The following is a 15451-nucleotide window of genomic DNA, read 5'->3' on the forward strand; positions in this document are numbered from 1 at the left end:
ACACCTTTTAGCTAGCTCTCATTTAAAATAAGTAGATATAGCGGATAGATAATAAATCTGTAATAAAGTAGAGCTACTGTTTCCTGAGTTTTCAAATGAACATCGAGATTGAATTATGATCACAGGCCACCGCGGTGCCGCGTCTTTAGCACCTGAAAATACGTTAGTGAGTATTGAACAAGCAGCGAAAGCTGGTGCTAAATGGATTGAAATTGATACCCAGTTGAGCGCTGATGGCATCCCTATGCTTTTTCATGACAAAACAGTCAATCGTTGTACTAACGGAACGGGCAATATTGCAGACTTAGATTTAACTGCACTCAAGGCTCTAGATGCTGGCAGTTGGTTTGGTAGCGAGTTCGCGGGGACAACTATTCCTACGTTGAGTGAAGCGCTCGACAAGTGTCTAGAGCTCGATGTGACTTTGAACCTTGAGATCAAAATTTACGACGATAAGGCTATCCAACCTTTAGTTGAGAAAGTCGCGGCACTGATTGAACAAAAGCAGTTCCCTACTGAAAAGCTACTCATCTCAAGCTTCAAAAAGGAGGCACTAAGCCTTTGCCAGCAAATAATGCCAGAGGTTAAAAGAGGCTTTATCTGCGAGGTTTGGAATGATTTCAGCCTCGAGTCACTTAAATCACTCGACCTTTACAGCATTCATATTGACCACCGAATTCTTGATGAGAAAATAGCAAAAGCGATCAAAGCTTCAGGCGCAGTTCTTAAAATATGGACTCTGAACGATCCACAATTGGCGGCTAAATATTTTAACCTTGGCGTCGATAACATCATCACTGACGTACCAAACCAATTTTAGTGGGCTTCTATGGAACTGAACCATCGCCAGAAAGAAATACTCGCAACGCTTAAAGCAAACCAAGATATTCAGATTGACCACTTAGCCGAGTTGTTTTCTGTCACTACTCAAACCATTCGCCGTGACGTAAACCACCTGTGTGAGCAAGGTCTAGCGCGTAGAGTGCACGGAGGCGTGAGCCTACCTACTACGCTCACGAACACGAGTTATCGATTCCGCGCTGGCGTTGAGTCAGAAACAAAAGACAGTATTGCGATGGCGGTTGCCGATGCGATACCTGAAGGTTCAACCGTCATGATGGGCATTGGTACGACCGTCACTCGAATTGCGCAGTATTTGTTGGCAAAGCCCGCGTTACGAGTGATCACCAATAACCTACAAGTGGCCCGTATCTTAGAAGCAAACGAGCAAATTGAAGTGTATTTGGCCGGTGGTTTGTTCAGACGAGAACACCAAGACATGGTGGGCAGTAGCGTGGTCCACTTCTTTTCCGATTTTGAAGCTGACATTGGCATCTGTGGGTGTGGCTCAGTAACAGACAGTCATTTCGCTATGGAACATGAGCAAGTTGAGGCTGACCTATCCAAATCAATCATAAAGAACAGCCGTGAAAGCTGGCTTGTCGCGGATGCCAGTAAATGGGGACGCTTTGCCGCTCTAAAGGTAGCGTCACTGAATGACTTTGACCGCATATACACCAATAGCAGCCAATTACCTTCGGAGCTAAACATACACTTAGTAGAAGAGAATGCTCATACTTGAATACAACAAAGCCTAGCATCACAGCTAGGCTTTTTTTGCTTAAGACAATTGCTCTTAATTAGCGCTACAGACCAACAAAGAAACTGATCACTAGCGCATTAATCAAATCAACAAAGAAACCACACACTAATGGCACCACAATGAATGCTTGTGGGCTTGCGCCATATCGATGAGTTACTGCGGTCATGTTCACAATTGCTGTTGCGGTCGAGCCTAGAGTGATACCACCGAAGCCTGAACATATCACCACAGAATCGTAGTTTCTTCCCATCAAGTAATAAACGACAAACACAGTAAACAACAGGGAAAGCAAGATCTGGATACTCATGACAACAGAGATATAGCCAAACAGTCCATCGAGATCCCAGATACGCAACCCCATCAATGCCATGGTCAAGAACATGCCTAAACAAATATCAGAGATCATCGCTAAGCCTTTGCGGCCTTGAGCGATTTTCTCTTGTGTACGACGTTTCTTAAACAGTGCGCGACCAACGTTTCCGATTAGGATACCTGCGATCAAACAGCTAACGAATAACGGCAGTTTTAGGCCCATCGAGTCGATAACTTCACTCAAGCTGTAACCCAGCATTAGTGTTAAGTTAAGAATCAACCACGCCCACAGAACGCCGTAGTGGCTAAGCTCTGTTTTTGTTTCACTCTCTTGGAATGCACCAACCGTAACCTCTTCTTCATTAGAAGGGCTTACTTTGTGTTTATTGAGCAGGTAGTTCGCAATCGGACCACCAATCACACACGCTGCAATTAAACCAACCGTGTTTGAAGCGACACCAAGTTCGAGCGCGTTAGCAATACCAAACTCTTCCACAAACATTGGCGCCCAAGCTAACGTTGTGCCTACGCCGCCTATCAAGCTAACAGACCCAGATAGCAAGCCTGCTTTCGCATCCATTCCAAAGCCAGAAGCGACTGCCATTCCGACTACGTTTTGCAACACGATAAAAATGGCAGCAAGACACAGTAGGATGAACAACGGTCGCCCGCCTTTAATCAGTGTTTTAATATCCGCTTGGAGCCCGATGCCAGCAAAAAAGTAGAGAAGCAAAAAGTCTCTGACATCTAGGCTAAAAGTGATTTGGATTTCAAAAATATAGTAAAGCGCCGCTACGGTCGCTGCGCAGACAAAGCCACCAATCACAGGCTCTGGCAGTGAATACTTTCTTAATACTTCAGATCGCTCGATCAAACCTTTACCGATAAACAGTAATGAAATCGCGATCGTAAAAGAGAGCATTGGAGAAACTAGGGTTTCTGTCATGAGGTTATGGATTCCTAATAGTTAGATTATTCATAATATTGCGTACTATTAATAATCTAGGTTCACGCCAAAAAATCAAGCGATTATCTATGATAAAAACACCTAATATGGTTAATTCTGCGACGGTATTAATAGAGATTATAACTATAAAGCAATGATTAAAGGAACGGATATTAGGGAGGTATACAGATGAGGTGGGATATAGAGGCTCTAAAACGAGAAAACCCCAGCATTTCTGCTAGGGTTTTGAATAGTGGTGGAAGGATGGGGATTTGAACCCCAGATACGCTATAAACGTATACTCGCTTTCCAGGCGAGCGCCTTAAGCCACTCAGCCATCCTTCCACAAATTGTGTGTTGAGCATGTCACTCAACGAGGCGCTACTTTATTGATTCTGCTTGCTTTGGTCAAGGGGCATTCTCAAAAAAAGTGCCTTTTTCGGTTTGTTCGATTACAAATTAACTCATTAGATCAAAAACAAACCAAATTTCATTCTTTCGCTGCACTTACGCTTGTTGCTTTTCTTAAGCTTGTTGATAGTAGCCAGGAACTCGAAACCATTTACGACACATATCGAGGAAGTAGCCGTAAAGTACGCCCATACCGCACGAGATAACTGCATTACTGGTGACAGCCGTAACGATCTGGTCGCCTGAAGCACCCACTGCCAACAAAATACCCGCATACACTGGAGACTGGAATAACACGTATGCCATCAAATCAGACAAGTTTTTCATCAATGAGCTTTCTGAAAGTTTTGCACCATTGCGTAAGAACCAATCACGAAAAACGCCATAAGGCCAAGCGATAGCAATGTTTACAGGAATAGATAACGTTCGAGAAGCAAGAGATTGCTCAAACGTCATACCAGAAATAAACACTTCTACGATCATGCCAGAAATAAAACAGAAAACGACCATAGCAAATGTATCCGCAGCTGCGTTTCGAATACAAAATGGACCACGAGACTTCATTGACGACAAACCTAAAATATATCACTGCTTAATTAGTGATTTAGTAACATATAAACAAGGCACATTTGCACCTCACCAGATAATGTCGCTATTAAATCACAAGATTAGTAGTCATACACTCCAAATTAAAAATCAAGTTGTAAATTAACAACCAAAAACCACTTTAAAAGCAGTCACTTTCACCAAAAAATCCAACCAAGGTCAAATATTGGACAGTTCGTCATTTACTTATCGTAATTAAACAACATTTAAGCCATAGGTAGATTTACAGTAATGATATTAATGACATCTTGTGTAGGTGGTGATCCTAAAGCAACCTGCTCTAACGCTTTATCGACTTGTTCAGTAAGTTCCGCGTTGTTCATAGCTTCAACGTGGACACGTAGGCTCTCTAGTGCAAATTGAATCAGTTCTAGGTTGTTGTCTTCTAGCGCCACATACAACGTCACTAACAGCTCTTCAGTGTTATCTTTGTTGCGAAGATCAGGTTTAGGCAGTGACTCGCTTTTACTTTTCGAATCGTGTGGTTTTACGTCTTGGCTTTCGAGCTCATCCGCTTTTACTTCATGGTATTGATAAAGCTTATTTGAATAGCGGAACAAGGCATCATCCAGTTCACGCTCGTCAATCGGCTTAGCAATAATATAATCCACACCTGCCCCCAACATACGCTCACGAGTCTCTTTAAAGACATCAGCCGTACAACCAAACACCAATACCGATGACACATCGCCTATCAAAGCACGAATAGCAGTGGTTGATTCAACGCCATCCATCACAGGCATATGGTTATCCATGAGCACCAAATCAAAGCGCTCAGCAACCACGGCTTGTATCGCAAGTTCACCGTTTTCGACGCTCTTACAGGTAAAGCCTTTACTGCTCATGAAGGCTTCAATGATCACCGTGTTAGTTCGGTTGTCCTCGACGATCAGTACCTTTAAGCCAGAGTAGTCCAACTTCTTATGTGGCAAACTCTCGATTTCTCCTGGCTGACATGGCTGAATCTTCAAGCGAACATCAAAACTCGTGCCTATCCCTTCTTCACTGGTGACGGTAATACTGCCATCCATCAACTGGGCAATTTTCTTCACAATCGCGAGGCCAAGGCCAGTACCGCCAAAACGCCTTGTGGTCGAAGACTCCGCTTGTTCAAACGGTTTAAAAATACGCTTCTGAGCTTCTTTAGAAATACCAATTCCGGTATCACGAACTCGAATGCTCAGATAGGTGTCACTCCCCTCTACAACTTCTTTCAGGTACACCTCAACAAAGCCTCTGGAGGTGAACTTCACCGCGTTGTTCAATAGATTAAACAAAATTTGGCGAAGGCGAGCTTTATCTGAGAAGTACCAACGACCCGAAGTCACCTCAGAGTACACTTTGAATTGAAGCCCTTTCTCGGAAGACAATGTGTAGTAAACACTGTTAATACTGCCGATGATCGAATCAAGCGGGAAACGCGTTTCATCAAGATCCAACCTGCCCTGCTCGATCTTCGAGAAGTCTAAGATCTCGTTGAGTAGAGTCATCATATGATCGCCGGACTCATACAAGCTCTTAAGATGCTTCTCTTGTTCAGAATTTAGAGGCGTTTTTAATAGGATTTGAGCGGTACCCAATACCCCATTCATCGGAGTGCGAATTTCATGTGACAAGGTCGCAAGGAAAGCGGTTTTTGCATTAGTGGATGCCTGAGCTTTAACCTTTTCCGCTTCGAGATAAATGGTCTTTTCGTTGAAGGTTTTAATCAAATGGCCGATTTCGTCATCACTCGAGTAATCCACATCAATGATTTCGCCGGCTTTCGAACTATCAACCTGTGCTGCAATCCTTGTGATTGGACTAATCAAATAACGGTTCAATAAGTAATACCCCGCCATGACACAAAGTAGCAATAGCGGAACAATACCGCCTTCAATGCTCATCACCTGACGAAACACTTCGTCTTCTACTCGTGATTTGGAGTTCACCACATCCACTTGCCAGCCGAAATCACCAAATTGATTGCTACTGATGTAAATGCCTTCAACGAGATTAAAGTTATGCGAAACCAACACTTGGTTAAGCTTATCTCTGAGCGTAATGCCAAGGTTGTATTCTTCGGCGTGGTTCTTGATAAAACCAAGCAGCTCTTCGAGCGAGAGATCCACCGTGGCAACACCGGCAAAAGTACCGTCGTAATAATAAGGGGAAGACGCCGTAATCATTCGAACGTGTGTGTATGGATCGATATACACATCGCTCCAAGAGATCGTGCCTTGTTTTTGGTTGACGACAGAGGTGTACCAATACTCTTCTTGATAAGGGGCATTTTGGGGGTTGTTGTAAGAATATATCTGGTCGATTATTCCATCGTCGGCTTTATTAAAAAAGTAACTGTTGAGAAGCTTTTTAGAATCAAGCGCATAAGGTTCGGGCCAAATACCGGCACTGACAATTGTATCGTCGCTCGCCGCCAACATGGACTTAAAGAGCGGAATAACATCATCACCGTTACGATGCGCTTGAGCAAACCCAACGAGACTGTCTACGAAGCCTCGAGAACTACTGAGTGGCTCTGTAATCAATGCGGATAACAGTTGCGTACGCAAGTCGAGGTTTTGTTGTAATTTGGCGCGCACAGGGGATTCTACGACGTAATACGTCACACTACCGACAATGGCAATAAACATCGCAAGGTATAATCCAAGCGCTACCATGCTTTTTTTCTTTAAAGACGACCGTATCTGCATAATTCTTTTATTGTTTTCTTTTCTGTTAAACCTAGTGTTTATCATCCATGACATCAAGCCTTTTTAGATTGAAGCTTGATTGGCACAAGTTCATTGGTACTATAAGCGCAAATATGTTCCCTTTTACGGTACCTCACTTTGACTTTACAAGATATTCTTGCGCTTCCAGAGTTGGAAGGAAAGCTAATCACAGAACACAAAACAATGGGCTTTGTCACTGCAATGGCAGCGGCACCGAATGTGTTAACCCCGCATGAGTGGCTACCGTTCTTATGGGGTGGCGAAGAAGTCGCACCTTTTACGGATGGTGAACAGCTAGAAAGCTACATTGAAGTTATCATCGAGCTTTGGAATAAAACCCGCCCAGAACTGATTGAAGGGACTTGGGTTTGGCCTGAAGCTTGTCAATTAGACGACGAAGAAGTGGTGAACACTGCCGCTCGTGATTTTTGTGAAGGCTTGCTTCAAGGCTGGCAGATTGCTCGCGACGATTGGGAAACACTAATGCCTGAAGAGAGCGAAGATAACGCACTCGTTGGCGGTGTCCTGCTGTCACTGAGCATGCTTTACGATCCAGAAACGTCAATTGCTACGCTTGCAGAGCAAGGCATCGAAGGCCTAGAGCAGTTCGAAGAGATCTTTAACGCTGTTCCTGTGATGCTTTGCGGACTAACGCAGCGTGGCATTGCACTGGCTGAAGCTCAATAACAGTTAGCTTTATACAAGCCAAAAGGCCTCATTATGAGGCCTTTTTTAGTTTTCAGACGAAATAAAATAGTCGCTTTAGAAGCCTTTCCAATCGAAGTCATCAATTCGCTCATCAGCAATATAAAACAGCTTAGTACCACTGCTGACCACTTGATCTAACTCTGGGTTGAGTTCAATACCGCTCCCCGTATCAATGGCGATCAGAGTTGCTTGATACTTCTCTTTAAACACTGAGAAAATAGGCGCGACGGTGACAGACTCAGCGTCTTCAGGGAAAGACGTTGAATACTGTGTCATACCTCTTGTTGAGCTCAATAATTCTTGGTGAAGCGCACTGGAACCTGGGTCTACCGCAGCCTTTGCTAGCATCTCAGCACCCACAGCCGGAATACATTCAGAGTTTGGACAATGTTTGTGTAGCAGGTCGCTCAGCGCTTCATCTTTAAAGTAAACAAGAAGGTGCGCTTTAGGGTTTCGGTTGGCACAGTAAAGCGCCGCAGATAACGTAATGTCGTCTTCTGGGTTATCAATCAGGATGCAACTTGCAGACTCAATGCCCGTTTTCTCCATCTCTTTGCCATCGGTGTAGCTGTTTACTTTGACGAAATTGATTTCACCGGGTAACGGGTTCTCGATATCTGAACGCGTACATAGCACGATTGGTCGTTTACCCGTTTCTTCGTGTTGTAGCATGCGGATGAGATGAATGGTTCTTTGCTCATTCCACCCCAACATCAAAATGTGGTTGTCCACTCTAACTCTCCTTTTTCCTAGCAAGCCCGCTCGCCAATATTCAACACCTTCTGTCGCCACTTTACCGAGCAACGCGGCAAAAAGGCTCAACCCGCCTGGAATCACAAATAGAATAACGATCCACTGCCCCGCTACCGTGGTCGGTGATAAATCACCATAACCAACCGTAGAAGCCGTCACCACCAAGTAGTAAGCGAATACGGTAACCGAACTGGTTAAATCTGTTTCACCCGCCAAATACAGCATCGACCACGATAAAGCGATGTAGCCAAGAAAAGTGAACAGTAAGTTTTTGCCATTCAAAACAAAGATGTTTGCTTTGATCCAGCGTTTGAGTTGTAACCAGATTATCATTCGAGCCTCTAATCTTTTCCTCTTACTTACATGCTAGAAAAAATACGCGATATCAACAAGATGTATCATCAGAAAAAGATACATGACCACAAGATTGATATTGGCGGCCTATACGCAGATACAAAAAAACCAGCACTAGTAGCTGGTTTTTTTATTGGTTAGATAAAAGAACGACTTACGCGTTACCTTTTACCTGCACATTTAACTGCTCTGCAAAATCTAGCATGCGGTTCAATGGAATAAGAGACTTCACGCGTAATTCGTCAGAAACGAAGATTTCGTGTTGCTCACCACCATTCTCAAGCGCGTTTTCAATCGCTTCAAGGCCGTTCATTGCCATCCAAGGACAGTGTGCGCAGCTACGACACGTTGCACCAGCACCCGCTGTCGGCGCTTCAATCAGCTCTTTTTCAGGAACCAATTGCTGCATCTTGAAGAAGATGCCTTTGTCTGTCGCAACAATCATCTGTGGATGAGGCAGCTCTTTTGCTTTCTTGATCAGTTGGCTTGTTGAGCCTACAGCATCAGCCAGTTCAACCACGCTTGCTGGTGATTCTGGGTGAACCAAGATAGCCGCTTCTGGGTATACCGATTTCATTTTCTTCAAAGCATCAGCTGAGAACTCATCATGAACGATACACTCACCTTGCCAAAGCAACATGTCAGCGCCAGTTTGATTTGCGATGTAAGAACCTAGGTGACGGTCTGGCCCCCAAATAATGGGTTTGCCTTCAGCGTCTAGGCTTTCAACGATTTCTAAAGCGATGCTCGACGTAACTACCCAGTCTGCACGAGCTTTAACAGCTGCAGAGGTGTTCGCGTATACAACCACAGTGTGGTCAGGGTGAGCATCACAAAATTCTGTAAATTTGTCAGCTGGGCAGCCAAGATCAAGCGAACATTCAGCTTCAAGTGTTGGCATTAAAATGCGTTTTTCAGGAGTAAGAATCTTTGCAGACTCACCCATGAAACGAACACCAGCGATGATCAAAGTGCTTGCTGAGTGACGGTTACCGAACTTAGCCATCTCTAATGAATCGCCAACGAAACCACCAGTTTCTTCTGCCAGAGCCTGAATTTCAGGATCGGTGTAGTAGTGTGCAATTAGAACTGCATCTTTTTCTTGAAGTAGTTTTTTGATGTTTGCGATGTGGGCCTGTTTCTGAGCGTCGCTCAATGGAACTGGCTTAGGCGGAAACGGGTAAACTGTATCGATTTTATCTAGTATATGACTCATTGCTCTTGCTCTACGCAACTTCTTCCGAGAATCCGAGTATTCTACACAGGACAGCGATTGGGATCAAAAAGGATTGGTTGCAAGCGGTGACTAGCTAATGCTTAAAACGCATAAACAAGGCGATGTGTTGTCATCACTAGCAAGAGAAGTAAACACTAAACGGAAGTGAACAGGTATAAAAAAGAGGCGCCTAAGCACCCCTATTTTGGTTATAAGTGGGTTTTGGCCACTTTAGCCGAAGCACTGTTTGGGTGCTCGGTTACGACTTGTTGGTAATATTTCTTAGCTTGCGTCGCGTTGTTGTTGCGCGCTGCTATGTCACCAAGCTTAACCAGTGCATCTGCTCGCTTGTTTGAGTCTTTGTACGACACAACAGCAGCGAAGCTCTTCACGGCTTCTTTATCTTGCTTCTTAGCGAAATAAAGCTGACCTAACCAGTAATGTGAGTTAGGTGTGAAGGTAGAATCTGGGAAGTCTTTTTGAAACTTTTGGAATGCAGCGATAGCACCCGTGTAGTCTCGTTGCTTTAGAATCATATCTACAGCATTTTGATAAGCAGTTTGCTCATCCACATCAGTACTGAACGTACCAGAAGCGTCTTTAGAGCCTTCGCTCGCCGCCACTGCTACCGTTGCTGTTCCTGCTGCTTTCACCTCGCCTCTTACGCGATCCAGTTCAATGAACAGTTCACGCTGACGCTCTAGCATTTGCTTCATATCGTAGCTGTTTCGTTCCAGCTCACCACGAAGTTCACTGATCTCCAGTGCCATGTCGTCGATTTGCTGTTGCATTTGAAGCTGAACGAGATTGCGATTTTGAAGCAGGCGCTCTAAACGCTCAATATCTGATTCGTTAGATGCTGATCGAGAGGAAGATGATGAATTGGTTGCGGTGCTATTGAGATCGGATACTGGAGCTGGTGCAGCGAACGCGGTGTTCGCTGCACTTGCCAGTAACGAAAGCAAAATGACTCGCTTTGTGTTACTGAACATGAGGCAATTCCTCAATTATATAGTCTACTAAAATTAGTAAACTAGTACTGCGCGACGGTTTTTAGCGTACACATCTTCAGATTGACCTAGAAGAAGTGGCTTCTCTTCACCGTAGCTTACGATAGAGATTTGGTCAGCTTGAACACCTAGAGCTTGTAGGTATTTCGCTACAGCTTGTGCACGACGCTCGCCAAGTGCGATGTTGTACTCAGGAGTACCGCGCTCATCAGCGTGACCTTCGATAGTAACGTTCATGTCAACGTTCTTAACTAGGTATGCTGCGTGAGCTGCTAGCATTTCTTCGTAATCGCCAGCGATAGTAGAGTTATCGAATGCGAAGTAGATTGTTTGAGTTTCACGTAGCGCTTGCTCTTTAAGCTCTTGCTCAGACAGTTGACCGTTAGCGTCAATTGGCGTTACAACAGTTGTGTCTACATTGCCTTCTGAACCTGAAGTTGTTTGGTTGCTTTCAGTACCAGATGTTGCAGATGTTGCTTCATCAGTTGAGCTACATGCCGTTACTGCCATCACTGGTAGTGCAATCATCAAGCCTTTAAGAACTTTGTTAAGTTGCATCTTTTTTTCCTTACGTTATCAAACTTAGTTTCTACAGCGACTAAGAGTGCTATAGATAGTTAAATGCCACAATAGTTAACACTATCAATAGCTAAAAGAATATGTAATTTTCCCTAGAGGAACGGTGACCATGCAGGCGCTCTTACGCGTCCGTTAGTTGCCGGTAATCTAGCTTTAAAACGTCCATCGATAGAAACCATCGATAGTACATTTGTTTTGTTGTAAATAGAGCTATAGATAACCATACCTCCATTCGGTGCAATACTTGGAGACTCATCTAACAATGTTTTTGTTAGTACCTGAACCGCACCGGTTTCCAAATCTTGCTTAGCCAAGTTAAAACCTGAGTTGCTGCGATTCACCATGATCATGAATCGACCATCAGGAGTGATCTGGCCACCTAAGTTTTGGCTACCTTGCCAAGTAATACGAGAAGTCGAATTATTGGACAAATTTACATTATAAATCTGTGGTTTACCACCACGATCCGATGTGAAAATAAGAGACTTGCCATCTGGGTGCCAGAATGGTTCAGTATTATTCGAACGGCCGCGGGTAATTTGAGTCAGCTTACGGCTAGCAAGGTCAAGTGTGTACACCTGAAGGCTGCCCGTTTTCGACAATACCAATGCCAATGTTTTACCATCTGGCGAGAATCTTGGCGCACCATTGTGACGAGGGTATGACGTCACTTTCTCACGTTCACCCGTGTAAATATTCATGATGAATATTTCAGCTTGGCCATTCTGGAAGCTCACATAAGCTAGCTTTTTGCCGTCTGGTGACCATGCTGGAGACATGAGAGGCTGCTTAGAACGAAGTACTAAACGCTCGTTAAAGCCATCGTAGTCAGCAACACGAAGTTGATACGGGTACTTGTCTTTATCGTTCACTACCACGTAAGAGATACGAGTTAAGAACGCGCCTTTCTCACCAGTTAGCTCTTCATACACTAGGTCTGAGATACGGTGTGCGTACTCTCTCAAGCGATTACCAGGAACCGTAGCCTTCTTATTGAATAGAACGTGATCTTTAGAAAGCACTAATTGGCCTTCATCACTCAGCGCACGACTTTGTCCTTTGGTCAGTTGACCACGAACAATGTCGATCAATTGGTAATTCACCACATACTGCCCTTCGGCATTTTTAGTTATACTACCGGTAAGCAATGAGTCAACACCTAGGTTAGTCCAAGCATCAAAGTTAACCTCAGTTTCGCTGTAAGGCGTTTGAGGCATTTTGCTTGTCGCAACTGGGCTGAATTTACCACTGCGCTGTAAGTCAGAAGCGATAACCGCTGATACATCGTGTGGCAATGGCTCTGAGCCTTCCCAACGGAAAGGTACAATAGCTATAGGTCTTGCAGAGTTAATACCGTCTGTAATAACCAGCTCCAGCGCTGCATGTGCAAACTGGCTGCTTGTAGCTATTAAGAAAACAAAACTCAGTAATAGTTTATTTAACACAAGTTCGTCCTTTTACTCTGGTGATACAGTTAAGTTAATGTCTTTCAGTGAGTTCACAATGTCTGGGTCTTTAGGCAACGGGTAAGATTGTACTTGTGCCACCGCACGCTTGGTTGCTGCACATAAACGGCTATCGCCATCTAAGATACTCAAACTACCCAATATCGCGTTAGAGCCCGTTGGAATCAGCTTAAGGTTCACTCGACATGAGCGTCCTCGATAGCTGTCTTCTAACAACAGGTTCTGTTGAATCAGTTGGGTATAGATAGCCCCGTAACGTTGCGCTTCATCAGTGATAAATTGTTGTCTTGCTGAAGAGTTTTGAGTCGCTTCCGTTTCAAGCCCAGCAAAGATATCGTTCAATGCGGCTTCTTGTTGTTTACGCTCTTTTTCTGCTTTTGCTGCAGCTTCTTTTGCCTTACGGGCTTTCTCTGCTGCGGCTGCCGCTTCTTTCTCTTTCGCTATGCGTCGCTTTTCCGCGAGTTCAGCGGCTTCTTTCTCTTTACGAGCTTTGTCTGCTGCCTCTTTCGCTGCTTTTTCTTTTGCCACGCGTTCTTGTTCAGCTTTTGCGATTGCCGCTTCTTTGGCTTTACGCTCGTTCTCGGCTTTCACTAACGCAGCTTCTTTTAGCTTACGGTCAGCTTCGGCTTTAGCGGCTTTCTTTTGCTCTTGCTGTAAACGCGCTTCTTCAGCTTTGCGTTGTTTCTCTTTCTCAACTCGACGCTTTTCAGCTTCACGAGTTGCTTTAGCTTCTTTCGCTTGCTGTTCTTTTAGCTTGCGAATATTTTCTTCTTCAGCTTTACGATTCTTTTCAAGTCGTTCGCTTTCACGTCTGAGTTTGTCAAGACGCTCTTGCTCTTTCTTGCTTGCCGCTTCTCTTTGTTGACGAATCTGTTGAGCTTGCTGGCGAACCAACTGAGGATCAATCACCACTGCTTGAACCATCTGCCCTGTAGGCTTTGGCTCTGACATCGTGAAATCCGCCCCCCAAATGAGCGCAACGAATAAAATGACGTGCAGCCCAAGAGAAATAAGAAGCGGTGATCTGAAATTATTGGATTTTTTATTATTCGCTTTCATGAATGCTACGGAGCTATTCCCTTATATCCGTTAAAAGGCCAACCTTTGGCACACCTGCACGGCTTAATTCATCAAGTAATAAAACCACTTCAGCGTATGGCGTTGCGGCATCACCACCAACCGCCACTGGAGAGTTTGGCTTCAGAGACAACTCGGCTTTCACACGGACGATAATATCTTCCATTGATAAGCCACGCTGTACTTCTTCGTCATTAACGCTCAAGCCAAGTTCACCGTCTTTGTTCACTTCAACGATGATGAAACTTGCATTGTCGTCACCCAGTAGGTCTTGTGCCGATTTAGCCGTTGAAGCCTGAGGCAATTCAACGTCAACGCCTTGAGTAACAAACGGCGAAGTCACCATAAAAATGATCAGCAAAACAAGCATAACGTCGATGTAAGGTACAACGTTAATCTCTGCTGTCATTTTGCGTTTTTTAGGTTGGTATCCAGCCATCTATTATTCCCTGCCAGCCATCGCTTGACGGTGAAGAATACTGTGAAACTCTTCAGAGAAAGTCGCGTAGTTGTGTTCTAGCTTGCCTACTCGGCTGCTGAAGCGGTTGTACGCCATTACCGCTGGAATCGCAGCGAATAGACCCATTGCTGTTGCGATCAGTGCTTCTGCAATACCAGGAGCAACCATTGCGAGCGTCGCTTGCTTCACTTCACCTAATGCGATGAATGAGTGCATGATGCCCCAAACCGTACCAAATAGGCCGATGTATGGGCTGATAGAGCCAACGGTCGCCAAGAAAGGTAAGTTAGTTTCTAGTTCATCAATCTCACGAGCAACGGCAACGCGCATCGCACGGCCAGTGCCTTCCATAATGAAGTCAGGTGATGTTGCATTCGATTTACGAAGGCGAGCGAACTCAGTAAAGCCTGCGTAGAAAATTTCTTCAGTACCAGAAAGCTCGTCTTTGCGTTTGTTGCTCTCTTGGTACAGTTTTGCAAGATCAACGCCTGACCAAAATTTGTCTTCAAACACTTCTGTTTGTTTAGAAGCTTGAGATAACACTTTACTTCTTTTTATGATCATCGCCCAAGAAACAACAGACATGCCCATAAGAGTCAGCATGACCATCTTAACTAGTAAACTAGCTTCTAAAATTAGGCCTAAGATTGAGATTTCAGCAGTCACTATTCGTTAGCTCCGTGAGAATAAATGTTGGCATTGCTTTGGGTTTCATTTTTTGATTATCGATACATGCTACCTTAACCATTGCTTTACACAATGCCTTGCCATCAGGATTTACGATCTCTTGACAGAAGACCAAGGTAGCTCGCTTCAACTCGTAAATATTTGTAATGACTTGTAAAGAATCATCAAGACGCGCGCCTTGAATAAAATCAATGTCCATATGTCGGACTACAAAACCGATGTTTTGTTCTAACAATACTTGCTGAGAAACGCCAATTGAGCGCAACATCTCAGTTCGAGCGCGTTCGAAAAACTTAAGATAGTTTGAATGGTATACAACGCCACCCGCATCGGTGTCTTCGTAATACACAGTCACTGGCCACGTAAATAGCTTAGATAATCCCTGCAATTTGCTACCACAATCCAAAACGATAAAGATCTCACTATAACCTAACTCCTTATCATTAATAGTATATCGCTGTGAATTTTTTGATTTAACAGACGAAAAAAAAGGCCATCTGTATAAGATGACCTCTTTTTGGCTAAAAACCCAACAAGTATAAAGATTCA

At 44.2% G+C, this 15451-nt stretch carries 15 protein-coding genes and 1 tRNA gene; 3 read left to right on the forward strand and 13 right to left on the reverse strand.

The window, feature by feature from the left end; all coding sequences use genetic code 11:
- The first annotated feature begins 115 nt into the window (after positions 1-115).
- Together AB4167_RS07510 and AB4167_RS07515 are read left to right on the forward strand one after the other, a co-directional pair.
- Positions 116-820, forward strand: coding sequence for a glycerophosphodiester phosphodiesterase family protein (locus AB4167_RS07510; protein ID WP_136982366.1), 705 nt, complete (start codon positions 116-118; stop codon positions 818-820).
- Positions 821-829: 9 nt separating this feature from the next.
- Positions 830-1582 carry a DeoR/GlpR family DNA-binding transcription regulator gene (locus tag AB4167_RS07515; protein WP_052879051.1) on the forward strand — a complete coding sequence of 251 codons (753 nt, stop codon included), beginning with the start codon at positions 830-832 and terminating at the stop codon, positions 1580-1582.
- A gap of 64 nt (positions 1583-1646) precedes the next feature.
- Here AB4167_RS07515 and gltS read toward each other — a convergent pair whose 3' ends face one another.
- The 4 genes from gltS to AB4167_RS07535 form a co-directional block, all read right to left on the reverse strand.
- On the reverse strand, positions 1647-2861 hold the full coding sequence (gene gltS / locus AB4167_RS07520; protein WP_017062061.1) for a sodium/glutamate symporter: 1215 nt from the start codon (positions 2859-2861) through the stop codon (positions 1647-1649).
- Between the two features lie 254 nt (positions 2862-3115).
- Positions 3116-3206: transfer RNA gene (locus AB4167_RS07525), tRNA-Ser, on the reverse strand.
- Between the two features lie 180 nt (positions 3207-3386).
- Entirely contained in the window at positions 3387-3836 is a 450-nt protein-coding gene (locus AB4167_RS07530) for an L-alanine exporter AlaE (protein WP_017062062.1), read from the reverse strand.
- 248 nt (positions 3837-4084) lie between these two features.
- Positions 4085-6538 (reverse strand): hybrid sensor histidine kinase/response regulator, encoded by a 2454-nt coding sequence (locus AB4167_RS07535; RefSeq protein WP_017062063.1) that lies wholly within the window; start codon positions 6536-6538, stop codon positions 4085-4087.
- 171 nt (positions 6539-6709) lie between these two features.
- On the opposite strand from AB4167_RS07535, the gene AB4167_RS07540 reads away from it, so the two are divergent.
- On the forward strand, positions 6710-7279 hold the full coding sequence (locus AB4167_RS07540) for a UPF0149 family protein (protein WP_017062064.1): 570 nt from the start codon (positions 6710-6712) through the stop codon (positions 7277-7279).
- Between the two features lie 75 nt (positions 7280-7354).
- Here AB4167_RS07540 and AB4167_RS07545 read toward each other — a convergent pair whose 3' ends face one another.
- The 9 genes from AB4167_RS07545 to ybgC all read right to left on the reverse strand — a co-directional run bounded on the left by AB4167_RS07545 (position 7355) and on the right by ybgC (position 15308).
- Positions 7355-8386, reverse strand: a complete 1032-nt coding sequence (locus AB4167_RS07545; protein WP_372136365.1) for a potassium channel family protein — start codon at positions 8384-8386, stop codon at positions 7355-7357.
- 175 nt (positions 8387-8561) lie between these two features.
- The gene (nadA, locus tag AB4167_RS07550) at positions 8562-9623 is read right to left on the reverse strand and encodes a quinolinate synthase NadA (RefSeq protein ID WP_017062067.1); all 1062 of its coding nucleotides are present in this window, start codon (positions 9621-9623) and stop codon (positions 8562-8564) included.
- A 209-nt stretch (positions 9624-9832) separates the two neighbouring features.
- Entirely contained in the window at positions 9833-10615 is a 783-nt protein-coding gene (gene ybgF / locus AB4167_RS07555) for a tol-pal system protein YbgF (protein WP_017072257.1), read from the reverse strand.
- Positions 10616-10648: 33 nt separating this feature from the next.
- The gene (gene pal, locus AB4167_RS07560) at positions 10649-11191 is read right to left on the reverse strand and encodes a peptidoglycan-associated lipoprotein Pal (protein ID WP_017062069.1); all 543 of its coding nucleotides are present in this window, start codon (positions 11189-11191) and stop codon (positions 10649-10651) included.
- Between the two features lie 113 nt (positions 11192-11304).
- Positions 11305-12657: a Tol-Pal system beta propeller repeat protein TolB gene (gene tolB, locus AB4167_RS07565; protein ID WP_372136366.1), complete on the reverse strand. Its 1353-nt coding sequence runs from the start codon at positions 12655-12657 to the stop codon at positions 11305-11307.
- Positions 12658-12669: 12 nt separating this feature from the next.
- Complete coding sequence (gene tolA, locus AB4167_RS07570) at positions 12670-13737, reverse strand: cell envelope integrity protein TolA (RefSeq protein WP_372136367.1); 1068 nt, start codon at positions 13735-13737, stop codon at positions 12670-12672.
- 13 nt (positions 13738-13750) lie between these two features.
- Positions 13751-14194 (reverse strand): protein TolR, encoded by a 444-nt coding sequence (gene tolR, locus AB4167_RS07575; RefSeq protein ID WP_017062072.1) that lies wholly within the window; start codon positions 14192-14194, stop codon positions 13751-13753.
- 3 nt (positions 14195-14197) lie between these two features.
- The gene (gene tolQ / locus AB4167_RS07580; RefSeq protein ID WP_017063515.1) at positions 14198-14881 is read right to left on the reverse strand and encodes a protein TolQ; all 684 of its coding nucleotides are present in this window, start codon (positions 14879-14881) and stop codon (positions 14198-14200) included.
- Positions 14871-15308 carry a tol-pal system-associated acyl-CoA thioesterase gene (gene ybgC / locus AB4167_RS07585; RefSeq protein WP_017062074.1) on the reverse strand — a complete coding sequence of 146 codons (438 nt, stop codon included), beginning with the start codon at positions 15306-15308 and terminating at the stop codon, positions 14871-14873. The genes tolQ and ybgC overlap by 11 nt, the downstream gene beginning before the upstream one ends.
- Positions 15309-15451 lie beyond the last annotated feature (143 nt).

The sequence above is a fragment of the Vibrio sp. 10N.286.49.E11 genome, assembly GCF_041469505.1.
In the GTDB taxonomy this organism is placed as follows: domain Bacteria; phylum Pseudomonadota; class Gammaproteobacteria; order Enterobacterales; family Vibrionaceae; genus Vibrio; species Vibrio crassostreae_C.